This is a genomic window from Sphingosinicellaceae bacterium, from assembly GCA_019285715.1.
Taxonomy (GTDB): domain Bacteria; phylum Pseudomonadota; class Alphaproteobacteria; order Sphingomonadales; family Sphingomonadaceae; genus Glacieibacterium.
On record CP079108.1, the window covers coordinates 4,341,560 to 4,353,987 of the forward strand.

General features: G+C 70.0%; 12 protein-coding genes. 6 read left to right on the forward strand and 6 right to left on the reverse strand.

Going from position 1 to position 12,428, the window contains the following annotated elements:
* Positions 1-115: 115 nt before the first annotated feature.
* From KX816_20205 to KX816_20215, 3 genes are read right to left on the reverse strand one after another with little or no spacing between them, the layout of a single operon-like run.
* Positions 116-1,090, reverse strand: coding sequence for a quinone oxidoreductase (locus KX816_20205; GenBank protein QXQ06441.1), 975 nt, complete (start codon positions 1,088-1,090; stop codon positions 116-118).
* On the reverse strand, positions 1,090-3,003 hold the full coding sequence (locus KX816_20210) for a peptidase M61 (protein ID QXQ06442.1): 1,914 nt from the start codon (positions 3,001-3,003) through the stop codon (positions 1,090-1,092). Before KX816_20210 ends, KX816_20205 begins: the two co-directional genes overlap by 1 nt.
* A 32-nt stretch (positions 3,004-3,035) precedes the next feature.
* The gene (locus tag KX816_20215) at positions 3,036-3,923 is read right to left on the reverse strand and encodes a LysR family transcriptional regulator (GenBank protein QXQ06443.1); all 888 of its coding nucleotides are present in this window, start codon (positions 3,921-3,923) and stop codon (positions 3,036-3,038) included.
* Between the two features lie 111 nt (positions 3,924-4,034).
* Between KX816_20215 and KX816_20220 the strand changes: the two genes are divergently transcribed.
* From KX816_20220 to KX816_20230, 3 genes are all read left to right on the forward strand, one after another.
* Positions 4,035-5,540, forward strand: coding sequence for a CoA-acylating methylmalonate-semialdehyde dehydrogenase (locus tag KX816_20220; GenBank protein ID QXQ06444.1), 1,506 nt, complete (start codon positions 4,035-4,037; stop codon positions 5,538-5,540).
* The gene (gene mmsB / locus KX816_20225; GenBank protein ID QXQ08709.1) at positions 5,474-6,436 is read left to right on the forward strand and encodes a 3-hydroxyisobutyrate dehydrogenase; all 963 of its coding nucleotides are present in this window, start codon (positions 5,474-5,476) and stop codon (positions 6,434-6,436) included. The genes KX816_20220 and mmsB overlap by 67 nt, the downstream gene beginning before the upstream one ends.
* Positions 6,437-6,498: 62 nt before the next feature.
* Complete coding sequence (locus KX816_20230; GenBank protein ID QXQ08710.1) at positions 6,499-6,912, forward strand: hypothetical protein; 414 nt, start codon at positions 6,499-6,501, stop codon at positions 6,910-6,912.
* A gap of 79 nt (positions 6,913-6,991) precedes the next feature.
* On the opposite strand, the gene KX816_20235 is transcribed toward KX816_20230, so the two are convergent.
* Both KX816_20235 and KX816_20240 read right to left on the reverse strand, forming a co-directional pair.
* Complete coding sequence (locus KX816_20235) at positions 6,992-7,615, reverse strand: glutathione S-transferase (protein QXQ06445.1); 624 nt, start codon at positions 7,613-7,615, stop codon at positions 6,992-6,994.
* Between the two features lie 19 nt (positions 7,616-7,634).
* Complete coding sequence (locus KX816_20240) at positions 7,635-8,639, reverse strand: esterase-like activity of phytase family protein (protein ID QXQ06446.1); 1,005 nt, start codon at positions 8,637-8,639, stop codon at positions 7,635-7,637.
* 49 nt (positions 8,640-8,688) lie between these two features.
* On the opposite strand from KX816_20240, the gene recQ reads away from it, so the two are divergent.
* From recQ to KX816_20255, 3 genes are all read left to right on the forward strand, one after another.
* The gene (gene recQ, locus KX816_20245; GenBank protein ID QXQ06447.1) at positions 8,689-10,473 is read left to right on the forward strand and encodes a DNA helicase RecQ; all 1,785 of its coding nucleotides are present in this window, start codon (positions 8,689-8,691) and stop codon (positions 10,471-10,473) included.
* Positions 10,474-10,624: 151 nt separating this feature from the next.
* Positions 10,625-11,314: a YafY family transcriptional regulator gene (locus tag KX816_20250; GenBank protein ID QXQ06448.1), complete on the forward strand. Its 690-nt coding sequence runs from the start codon at positions 10,625-10,627 to the stop codon at positions 11,312-11,314.
* A gap of 85 nt (positions 11,315-11,399) precedes the next feature.
* Complete coding sequence (locus KX816_20255) at positions 11,400-11,771, forward strand: VOC family protein (protein ID QXQ06449.1); 372 nt, start codon at positions 11,400-11,402, stop codon at positions 11,769-11,771.
* A gap of 70 nt (positions 11,772-11,841) precedes the next feature.
* Here the strand turns inward: KX816_20255 and KX816_20260 are convergent, their stop codons facing one another.
* A complete protein-coding gene (locus KX816_20260) occupies positions 11,842-12,309 on the reverse strand; it encodes an NUDIX hydrolase (GenBank protein ID QXQ08711.1) in 468 nt (155 codons plus the stop codon).
* Between the last annotated feature and the right edge of the window lie 119 nt (positions 12,310-12,428).

Sequence of the window (12,428 nt, forward strand, 5' to 3'; positions counted from 1 at the left end):
AAGGCCAGCTCCGCTCTAACCCCGTCATCCCCGCACAGGCGGGGACCCATCACCACTGGATATTGGGCTGATGGGTCCCCGCCTGCGCGGGGATGACGGAGGGAAAGGTGGCCTCTCAGATCGTCAGGATCGTCGACCCCGTCGTCTTGCGCCCCTCGAGATCCGCGTGCGCCTGCGCCACGTCCTCGAGCTTGTAGCGCTGTCCGATCGTCACCTTGACCTTGCCGCTCCGCAGCATCGACCACAGCCGCTCCGCCCCTGCGACGCGCTCGGCCGGGTCGACATAATAGTCGAACAGCGTCGGCCGCGTCACGAACAGCGAGCCCTTCGCCGCGAGCACGCCGAGCCCGACCCCGGTCACCGGCGCATCGGAATTGCCATAGCTGACGATCAGGCCGCGCCGCGCCGTGCTGGCCAGCGAGGCCTCCCACATTGCCATGCCGACGCCGTCGAAGACCACCGGCACGCCCTTACCCCCGGTGATCTCGCGGACGCGCGCGGCAACGTCTTCGTGGCGGTATTCGATGATGTGCTGTGCGCCCGCGGCGCTCGCGAGCTTCGCCTTCTCCGCGTCACCGACGGTGCCGATGACGTGGACGCCCATCGCCGTCAGCCACTGGGTCAGCAACAGCCCGACGCCACCCGCGGCCGCATGGACCAGCACCATCCAGCCCGCCTCGACGCGGCCGCAGCGCTCGGCCAGATACTCGGTCGTGCAGCCCTTCAGCATGGTCGCGGCGGCAGTCTCGTCGTCGATGTCGTCGGGCAGCTTGAACAGGCTGTTCGCGGCGACGTTGCGGGCGGTCGAATAGGCGCCGCGCGCCAGCCCGAAGGTCGCAACGCGGTCGCCGGTCGCAAGCCCCTCGACCCCGGGCCCGACCGCCTCGACGACGCCCGCCGCCTCGGTACCGAGGCCGGTCGGCAGCGTGATCGGATAGATGCCGCGGCGGTAGTAGGTGTCGATATAATTGAGCCCGACCGCGGTGTTGCGCATCCGCACTTCGCCGACGCCGGGCGGCGCGAGCTCGACGCTGTCCCACTCGATGACCTCGGGACCGCCATGGGTCCGGACGACTGCAGCACGTTCCATCACGAGGGTCCCTTCGCAGCGAAGATGGCGTCGAGGCGGGCCGGGGTGCCCGGAATCCGCTCGAGCCGCGGATAGCGCAGGCCGCCGTGCCAGTCGACGGCGACGGTGCCGAGGTGGCCGCCCGACTTGACGATCAGCGCGACCGGCGGCCCACGGCCCGCGCTCGCGCGAATCGCCGCAACCAGCAGCTCGGCGGTGTAGGGCTGGCCGTCCACGGCGATCAGTTGGGTGCCGACGGTGAGCCCGGACTTGAACGCCGGGCCGTCCCACTGCACCGCACTCAAGGTCGCGTCCTTGGTGTCGACGACGAAACCGAGCGACCAGGTCAGGTCGGTGCGCTTGGCGACGGCGTCCGCGCCCTTGGCGTAGTCGCTCTGGGTCGAACTCCACGCCAGCCGGTAGCCACCACGCGCCAAGCCGTCGAGCGGGGCTGCGTCATGCGTTTCGAGCCGCGTCTTCAGGAACGTCGCCCAGTCGTAGGGCAGCACCGCATTGAGTCCGGCGACGACATCCTCGAAGCGGTAGGTCTTCGTCAGCCAGACGCCGTCATCACCGCCGAAGAACGCCTTCGCGAAGTCGTCGAGCGACTTCGCGCCGCCGCTGCGCTCGCGGATCAGGGTGTCGGCGTCGAGCCAGACCAGCGAGCCCTCGCCATAATAATCTTCGCTGCGCTGGTAGCTCGCCCAGGGCTGCGGGCGGCGCAACGCGACCTGCGGATCGTTGGTGGTGTCGGCCAGTGTCTTCCAGCTGCGGCCCGGCGGGTCGGCATAGGCTGCGGCGGTCATCGCCAGCACGTCGCGCGCCTCCGCCGCGGTCGTCAGTCCCGATCGCGCCGCCAGGACGTTGCCCCAATAGGTCGTCTGGCCCTCGTAGACCCAGAGCAGGCTGTTGCGGATCGGGGTATTGAAGTCGGCGGTCCAGCTGTCGGCACCGCGCCGGAACTTGCCGTTCCAGCTGTGGACGTATTCGTGGGCGATGGTCGAGCGGCCCGCGGCGGTGCGGTCCCAGCCGGTGAAGTAATCGGGGCGCAGGACGATCTCGGTCGAGCGGTGGTGCTCGCGTCCGATCCGGCCGAGCGTGTCGCTCAGCCCGACCAGGATGTCGTAGTGGTCGAAATGCCGCGCGCCGCCGAACAGCCGGTCGGCCTGCACGACCAGTGCGGCGTGGGGTGCGAGTTGCGCCTCGGTGGCGGCCAATTGCTCCGGGCTCTCGGCGAGCAGGTCGAGGCGGACCGGGCGGGGGCCGGTGTCGAGCACGATGCGGCGGACGTAGCGCCCGGCCATCACCGGCGAGTCGCCGAGTGTCTCGAGGTCGGTGCGCTTGAACTCGGTCGTCGCCGCGGCAGCCCTTGCGACATCGAGGGCGGTCGCGGCCTGCCAGCCAGCGGGCAGCGTCAGCGTTGCGCCGACCTCGATGTCCCTAGCGAAATAGCCGGCAGGATAGAGGACGAGGCTCTGCCACTGCAGATGGGCGATGTCGTCGACGATGGTGATGCGGCCCTGTTTCGCATCGGTCGGGGTGAGCAAGTCGAAGCGGATGTCGAGGCTGGCAACGCCGGCGGGCACGTCGACGTGGAAGGCGTGGGTCTCGACCGCGTCGCGCCGCCACTCGAGGCGCTTGCCCCCGACGCTGATCACCAGGCCCGCAAGGTGGTCGACGGTGTTGATCGGGCTGTGCGCGCCCGCCACCCACTCGGGATAGAGCAGCACCAGCGGCCCGGCGGCGACGGGGAGTGTCTCGCGGACATGGACGATGCGGCGCGTGGTGTCGCGGGCGTCGACGTCGAGGCGGATGACGCCGGGGTACGGCGTGTCGGCAGCGACCGGAATCGGCGGCGGCATCGGTGCTGGCTGTGGGCCGGGGCTGGCGAGGACGGGGGCCGCGATGAGCGCGGCGAGCAGGAAAAAGCGCATTGCAGCCACTCTCGGCCAGTCGGCGGGCGCGGTCACCCCCCGAAAAGCGTCTTCTCCGTATCGAGCAGCTTCGCCAGCCAGTCGACGAACGCCGCGACCCGCGCGAGCTTGCGGACGTCGCGGTGGACGACCAGCCAGAAGCTGCGGACCAGCGCGATCTCGCCCGGCAGCACCGCGACCAGCCGCGACTCCTGCGCGCCGATGAAGCGCGGCAGCACGCACAGGCCGGCCCCGGACACCGCCAGCGCCGCCTGCGCATTGATGCTCGAGCTGCGGATGTCGGGGGCGGTGCCGGGGCGAACCTCGGCGATATAGTCGAGCGCGGGCGAGTAGAGCGTGTCGGGAACGTAGCCGATCAGGACGTGGTCGCGAAGGTCGGCGAGGGTCGCGATCGGCGCGGCTCCGGCGAGGTAGCGCGGGCTCGCGTACAGCCCGAGCGCGTAGTCGGTCAGGCGGCGCGCGACCAGCGGCCCGGAGGTCGGGCGCGCCAGCATGACCGCGACATCGGCTTCGCGCTTCGACGGGTTGAGGAAGCCGGTGGAGGCGATCAGCTCGACGACGATGCCGGGGTTGGCGCGGTGGAAATCGACCAGATGCCGGGCCACCACCCAGGTTCCGAACCCCTCCGCAACGCTGACCCGGACGGTGCCCGACAGGAGCCCGCGCTCCCCCGCGACCTCGCTGCGCGCTTCGAACGCGGCATGTTCGACGGCTTCGGCGTGGACCAGCAGTTGCGCGCCACGTTCGGTCAGGACGCGCCCGGTCGGTCCGGCCTCGAACAAGGTGGTGCCGAGGTCCTGCGCGAGCCGGTCCATCCGCCGCCCGACGGTGGTCGCGTCGAGGCCGAGCGCCTGCGCCGCCGTCGACAGCCGCGACGTCCTTGCGACCGCAAGGAACAGCCTGAGGTCATCCCAATTCATCCGACAGCTGCGAAAATGCAGGCCAAGGCTGCGAAACTCCACTCTTGCCTGCAAGTCTCTAGCATGGGACCGGAGCCGCGTCGCCGGCGCAGACCGGCCCGGGAGATCATCATGCGCAACATCGACCACATTATCGGCGGCTCCAGCGTGTCCGAAGGCGACCGCAGCGCCGACGTCTTCGATCCCAACACCGGCCAGGTCCAGGCCCGTGTCCGCCTCGCCGACGAAGCGCTGGTCAACCGCGCCGTCGCCGATGCCGTTGCCGCCCAGCCGGCCTGGGGCGCGACCAACCCGCAGCGCCGGGCCCGGGTCATGTTCGAGTTCAAGCGCCTCGTGGAGGCCGAGATGGACAGCCTCGCGCACATGCTGTCGAGCGAGCACGGCAAGGTCATCGCCGACAGCCGCGGCGACATCCAGCGCGGCCTCGAGGTCATCGAATTCTCGTGCGGCATCCCGCACCTGCTCAAGGGCGAGTACACGCAGGGCGCGGGCCCCGGCATCGACGTCTACTCGATGCGCCAGCCGCTCGGCGTCGTCGCCGGCATCACCCCGTTCAACTTCCCGGGCATGATCCCGATGTGGATGTTCGGCGTCGGCATCGCCTGCGGCAACGCCTTCATCCTCAAGCCGAGCGAGCGCGATCCGTCGCTGCCGGTGCGGCTCGGCGAGCTGATGCTGGAGGCCGGGCTGCCGGCGGGCATCCTCAACGTCATCCACGGCGACAAGGTCGCGGTCGACGCGATCCTCGACCACCCCGACATCAAGGCGGTCAGTTTCGTCGGCTCGAGCGACATCGCGCACTACGTCTACCGGCGCGGCGTCGCGGCGGGCAAGCGCGTGCAGGCGATGGGCGGCGCCAAGAATCACGGCGTCGTCATGCCCGATGCCGACATGGACCAGACGGTGGCCGACCTCGTCGGGGCCGCCTTCGGCTCGGCGGGCGAGCGCTGCATGGCGTTGCCGGTGGTCGTGCCGGTCGGTCGCAACACCGCGGAAACCCTGCGCGAGGCGCTGCTGCCGGAGATCGCCAAGCTCCGCCTCGGCGTCTCCACCGACAAGGACGCGCACTACGGTCCGGTGGTCTCGGCGGCGCACCGCGAGCGCATCGAGAGCTACATCGGCATGGGCGTCGAGGAGGGCGCGGAACTCGTCGTCGACGGTCGTGGCTTCTCGCTGCAGGGCCATGAGGGCGGCTTCTTCGTCGGTCCGACGTTGTTCGACCACGTCAAGCCGACCATGCAGAGCTACCAGGACGAGATCTTCGGGCCGGTGCTGCAGATGGTTCGTGCGGAGAACCTCGGCGAAGCGGTCGATCTCGCTTCGAAGCACCAGTACGGCAACGGCGTCGCGATCTTCACGCGCAACGGTGCCGCGGCACGCGAGTTCGCGGCCAACGTCGAGGTCGGCATGATCGGCATCAACGTGCCGATCCCGGTTCCGGTCGCCTACCACAGCTTCGGCGGCTGGAAGCGCTCGGCGTTCGGCGACACCGGCATCCACGGCATCGAGGGCGTCAAGTTCTACACCCGCCTGAAGACCGTGACCCAGCGCTGGCCGAGCCTCGACGTCGGTGCCGCGGTCACCGATTCGAGCTTCGTCATCCCGACGATGAAGTGAGCGGCACCATGAAGATCGGCTTCATCGGGCTCGGCAACATGGGCGGCGGCATGGCCGCGAACCTCGTCAAGGCGGGCCACGCGGTCGCGGCGTTCGACCTTTCGGAGGCGGCCCTCGGGCGCGCCGTCGAGGCAGGCTGCACCGCGGCGCCCTCGGCCAATGCAGCGGCGAGCGGCGTCGACGCGGTGGTCACCATGCTGCCGGCGGGCAAGCACGTCCGCGCGGTCTATGAGAACGACGTGTTCGCGGCTGCCGGGCCGGGCACCTTGCTGCTCGACTGCTCGACGATCGACGTCGCGACGGCGAAGACTGTCGCCGCGGCAGCGCTGGCGGCGGGCCACGCCATGGTCGACGCTCCCGTCTCGGGCGGCATCGCGGCGGCCAACGGCGGCACGCTGACCTTCATGGTCGGGGGCAGCGCGGCGGACTTCGCGCGGGCCGAGGCCATCCTCGCGGGGATGGGCAAGACCATCATCCACGCCGGCGAAGCCGGGTCCGGACAGGCCGCCAAGATCTGCAACAACATGCTGCTCGGGGCGTCGATGGTGGCGACCGCGGAGGCGTTCGTGCTGGCGCAGAAGCTCGGGCTGGATGCACAGACCTTCTTCGACATCAGCTCCAAGGCGAGCGGCCAGTGCTGGTCGATGACGAGCTATTGCCCGGTCCCCGGACCGGTCCCGGCCGCGCCGTCGAACCGCGACTATCAGGGCGGATTCGCTGCCGCGCTGATGCTCAAGGACCTGAAGCTTGCGGTCGAGGCGGCGCAGGGGGTCGGCGCGTCGGTGCCGATGGGTGCGCAGGCGGAGGCGCTGTACCAGATGTTCGCCGGGCTCGGCGGCGAGGGCCGCGACTTCTCGGGCATCATCAAGATGCTCGACGGCAGCTGGCAGGGGTAAGCGGGCGCTCTGAACCGGGGGGCGCGCACTTCGTCGTGCGTAATCACGGTCGAGGAGCACACATGCGCATCATCATTCTTGCCGTGGCGCTGGCCGGCACCGCAGCGGCGGCGCAGGGCGTCGACGACCTGCCCGACCGCCCGATCCAGCGGTCGGAGGTCATCGCGGTGGTCAAGCGCCAGTTCGCCGCGATGGACACCAACCACGACGGCGTCGTCACCCGGCCCGAGTACGAAGCCTACCGCGCCCGCCAGGCCCGCGCGCCCGACCGCCCGGGCGAGCTGGCGGCCTTCGACCACATCGGCGGCCACTGGTTCGAACATGCCGACCCCGACGACACCGGCCGCGTCACGCTGCAGCAGGCCGAGGAACGCCCGATGCACCTGTTCGACCTGGCCGACACCAACGGCGACGGCGTCGTCAGCGTCGACGAGAAGCAGGTCGCGGCGATGTTGATGTCGCTCGGCGGGCGGTAGCGGACAGGGCCGATACGTGCCGCCGCTTCTGCCGTCATCCCCGCCTTCGCGGGGATGACGAGCACCTATCGAAGCCTCCTCACGCGAACGCGTATGGCCCGCCCGCCGCCAGCGCCTTCACATACCCCGGCCGCGCGTGAACCGTCGCCAGCCACGCCATCAGCTTGGGTCGCGATCCGTCGAGCCCGCCACGCTGGCGCGAGGCCTCGAGCGGAAAGCTCATCATCACGTCGGCAGCGGTGAAGTCGTCGCCCGCAAACCACGGTCGCGTCGCCAGCTCGCCCTCGAGCCAGTCGAGATGGACGCCGAGCATTTTCTGCAGCGGCTTGCGGGCCGGCCAGCCAAGCACTCCCATCCGGCCGATCACCAGGATCGCCAGCAGCGGCGGCATCATCGACCCTTCCGCATAGTGGAGGAAGTGCGTGAAGCGCAGCGCCGCGTCGGGATCGGCCGGCGCACCCAGTCGGCCGCCCGCCAGCGCGACAAGATACGCGACGATCGCCCCGGTCTCGGCGATGACGCGGCCGTCGTGCTCGATCACCGGCGACTTGCCGAGCGGGTGGACGCGCTTCAACTCCGGCGGGGCCAGCATCGTCGTCTTCTCGCGCTCGTAGCGCTTGACCTCGTAGGGCAGGCCAAGCTCCTCGAGCAGCCACAGGATGCGCTGCGAACGCGAATTCTCAAGATGGTGGACGACGATCATCGCGCGCTCCTCGCAGTGGCTATCGGGTAGGCATCAGCTCGAACTTCATCAGCAGCGTACGCTGGAAGCCGTTAAAATTATCGTCCGAAACCAGATAGATGAAGGTCCGCCCGGCGACCCGGACGAGTGCCATGCCCTCCATGTTGTCGATGTTCAGCGGCGGCTTGATGCGGGCGATCTCGGTGCCCTGCATCGCCGCTCCCACCGGGACCAGCGTCAGGGCCGCCGCAACGCCGTCACTCGGCGCGAAATGGCGGTTGAGGACGAGCATGACGCCGGGCTCGATCTCGACCGCGTCGGTCGGGCGGTAGCCGGTGGGGGGCGTGTAGTGCAGCACCTGCGTGCCGCCCCCGCCGATGCGCAGCACGTCGAGGGTCGGTTGGGCGTCGCCCTCCTCGAAGATCAGCCGGTCGCCGCCGGCCAGTGTCGCGATCGCCTCGCCGCCGCTGTTCGACGACCAGCGCGCGGTGGCGGGGTTGCGGATCGTCGCCACGGCATTGGTGTCGAGGCTGGCAGGGCGTGCCGGGTCGATGCCGCGATAGACCATGACCCGGTGATCGCCCTCGAGGCTGACCAGCGCGTCGCCGGTCGCCGGGTCCCATTCGAGGCCCTCGGCGTCGACGTCACTCTTGGCGTGCGCGACCGCGCCGGTGTCGCTGCGCAGCGGCGCGATGGTCCCGCCGACGGCCCCGACCAGTCGGCCGCCACGCTCGACGGTGCGCAGGCTGACCCAGGTGCCGGTGTCGGTGATGCCGAGCAGCCAGCCGTCCCTGCCCGCCCGCAGGGCCGACACCCCGCCGAAGTTCGCGTTGGTCGACCGCAGCGCCAGTCCCCCCATGTAGCGCAGCCGGCCGACGTCCCGGTGCGCGGCATCCTGCGGGTCGAGCGGGATCGACGTCGCGGTCAGGGGCAGCCGCTCCGCGCGCTCGAACACAGCGGGTTCGGCCGCCATCACCATGCCTGCGGCGACCGCCAACAGGACGCCCCGGATCGTCGCCCGGGTGATGAATGCGCGGCTCAACATCGTCGCGGCCATAGCATCGCGCCCCCCGTGCCGCTATCCAGCGTCCAGCATGCCATCCCCCGAACAAATTCTGCACCAGGTCTTCGGCTTTCCCAGCTTTCGCGGCGAGCAGGAGCGGATCGTCCACGACGTCTGCAACGGCCTCGACGCGCTGGCGATCATGCCGACCGGCGCAGGCAAGTCGCTGTGCTACCAGGTCCCGGCGCTGGTCCGCCCCGGCTGCGCGATCGTCGTGTCGCCGCTGATCGCGTTGATGGAGGACCAGGTCCGCGCACTCCGGGCCTACGGGGTGCGGGCCGCCGCCCTCAACAGCCAGTCTCAGGACTCCGGCGCGACCATCGACGCGATGAACAACGCCGAGCTCGACCTGCTCTACGTCGCCCCCGAGCGCGCCGCGCTGCCGAGCTTCCGCCAGATGGTCTCGCGCGCCGAGATCGCCTTGGTCGCCATCGACGAGGCGCACTGCGTCAGTCAGTGGGGCCACGACTTCCGCCCCGAGTACCGCCAGTTGCGGGCGCTCTGCGACCTGCTGCCGGGCGTGCCCCGCGTCGCGCTGACCGCCACCGCCGACGTCCAGACCCGCGCCGATATCCTCGACCAGCTCGGCATCGCCGAGGACCGCATGGTCGTCGCGGGCTTCGACCGGCCCAACATCCGCTACGAGGTCCGCGCGAAGAGCCAGCCGATGCAGCAGTTGCGCAGCTTTCTGGACACGCAGGCGGGCAAGTCGGGCATCATCTACGCCTCGACGCGGTCGGCCACCGACAAGACCGCGGCGGCGCTGGCGGCGCAGGGCTTCAACACCCGCGCCTACCATGCCGGGCTCGACCCGCAGGAGCGCCGCCGCAACCAGGCCGCGTTCGTCGACGCCGACGACATGGTGATGGTCGCGACGATCGCCTTCGGCATGGGCATCGACAAGCCCGACGTGCGCTTCGTCGCCCACCTCGGCCTGCCCAAGTCGATCGAGGCCTATTACCAGGAGACCGGGCGCGCCGGCCGCGACGGCGACCCCGCGGTCGCGCACCTGCTGTACGGCGCCGACGACATCGCCCGCGCCCGCGGCTGGATCGGCGAGGGCGCGCCGGAGAAGGTCGCCGCCGACACCGCCCGCCTCAACTCGCTGATCGCGTTCTGCGAGACCACCCAGTGCCGCCGCATCCCGCTGCTGACCTATTTCGGCGAGCCCGCGCCGCTGCCGTGCGGAAACTGCGACACCTGCCTGTCGCCGCCGGCGCTCAAGGACGCGACCGAGGCGGCGCGCAAATTGCTGTCGGCGGTGGTCCGCACCGGTCAGCGGTTCGGCGTTGCGCACCTCGTCGACGTCCTCCACGGCTCGACCGGCGAGCGCGTCCGCAAGTTCGGCCACGAGGCGCTGTCGGTGTTCGGCATCGGCAAGGACCTCCCCGCCGACGACTGGAAGGCCCTCGCCCGCCAGCTCGAGGCCACCGACGCGCTGTCCCGCGACCCCGAGCACGGCGGCCTGCGCCTCGGCCCCGGCGCGAAGTCGATCCTCAAGGGCGAGCGCCCGGTCGAGCTCCGCGTCGAGGCCACCCCCGCGCGAGGCTCACGTACCCGCCGCGCGCCCGGCGTTGCGCCCGCCGACCTCAGCGACCGCGACGCGGTCCTGTTCGACGAACTCCGCCGCGTCCGCCGCGAGCTCGCCGCCGCCTCGGGCATGCCGCCCTACGTGATCTTCCACGACGCCACCCTGAAGGCGATGGCGTCCGCGAGGCCCCGCGACGCGGAAGCACTCGGTCAGATCAGCGGCGTCGGCGCGCGCAAGCTCGAGGCCTATGGCGACGCGTTCCTCGAGGTGCTGCGCGCGGCGTGACGGGTGCCGGTCTCATGCCGGACGGGACGTAGTACGGTCGTCGCCGATTGCGGACACCGCAGCAATCGCCTGCTTTCACGATCGGGACCGACTTTCGGAAGGATTGCCCGGCTGCCAGATCATGGCAGTATGCCCTCGGGGAGCGGTGTTCATGTCTCGCGCACAACGCCTGCTCGACCTGATCCAGGCACTGCGGCGGCACCGGCGACCGGTTGCGGGTGCCATTCTAGCGGAAGAACTCGGCGTTTCGTTGCGGACCGTTTATCGCGACATCGAGACTTTGAAGGCCCAGGGCGCGCATATCGAGGGTGAAGCAGGCTTGGGCTATGTGCTCCGACCCGGCTTCATGCTGCCGCCGCTGATGTTCTCCGAAGAGGAAATCGAGGCGCTGGTGCTCGGCTCACGATGGGTTTCCGAGCGGGCGGACGGCCCGCTCGGCAAAGCCGCGCGCAACGTGCTCGCCAAGATCGGCGCCGTGCTACCCGACGATCTCAAGGCGGGGATCGACGCCTCGGGCTTGTTGATCGGTCCTGGTGAGCCGATCCCGGTGAGAGACGGCGAGCTTGCTGCGATCCGCCAAGCGATCCGGTCCGAGCGCAAGATGCGGGTCGCCTACGCCGATGAGCAGGTCAACGCCACCGAGCGGACCATCTGGCCGATCGCGCTGGCTTTCTACGACCGGGTGCGTGTCCTCGTCGCGTGGTGCGAGTTGCGGGCCGGCTACCGCCATTTCAGGATCGACCGCATTGCCACGCTCGAGTGCACGGCCGAGCGGTATCCCCGCCGCCGCGCCAGGCTGCTCAAGGAGTGGCACGCGGTCCAGGGCGTCCCCGAGCAATGACTGCTGACAGAAACTGACAGGATGGTGTCGTATTTCCCTGTCGTCGGCACCGATCCTGCGTGCCGCCGATCCAGAAGGGTTTTTTATGCCGGCCTTCAACTTCCTGCTGCTGCACGTCCGAGACCATGCCACCAGCGCTGCCCTCTACCACGAACTGCTCGGCATCCCGATCGTCGCGCAGAAACCGGATATCGCGATCCTGCCTTTGCGCGATGGCGTCATGCTGGGCCTGTGGTCTCGGGCGACGGTGGAGCCGGAGAGCACGGGCCAGACCGGTGCCAGCGAGATTGCGTTTGCCGTGGCCGATGCCGCCGCAGTGGAGGCGACGCATGCCGACTGGAGCCGGCGCGGCCTGCCCATCATCCAGACCCCGACCCTCATGAGCTTCGGCACCACTTTCGTCGCACTCGATCCCGATGGTCACCGCCTGCGCGTATTCGCACCCCCGGCTGCCTGAACGGTACCGGGTGGCCACCGCATGGGCTGGCCGACGGTCGATTCTGGATGCACGCCGACCGTGCCGCCCCCTACTCCACCGTCCGCCCCAGCAGCCGCCGGGCCAGTCGGCGGAATCCGTTCAGCGCCCGCGCTGGTGGCTGACGGAAGGCGGCGATGATCGCCTTGAGTTCGGGCTCCTCGACCGCGGCGGCGGCGTCGCGGAGGCTGAACCACCGGGAATCGCGCTCGTGCTGCTCGGGCCAGTCGTCGGCGCGGCCGTGGACGGCGAGGGGAAAGACCTCCACCCGTGCGGCGCGCGTCGTGCCGTTTCGGCGGACCTTGTCATAGCCGTAGCTGCCAAGCGGCTCGGCCCCCGCGATACCGGAGATGCCAGCCTCCTCGAACGCCTCGTGCGCGGCGGCGAGGTGCGCCGACAGGCCGCGGATCGGATTGCCCTTGGGGAGGACCCAGCGCCGCGTGCCGCGTGACGTTATGAGCAGCACTTCGGGCGAACCGCCCGGACCGTCTCGATAAGGCAACGCGGCGACTTGCTTGATGGCACTGTTCCCGGGCGAGGCCGTGGCCACGACATATAGCCCCTATCCGCGCCACTGTGAATCCTCGGGGGTTGGCAAAGTTCCTGCGGACGGCCATCCCGGCGACGATGACCGAGCCG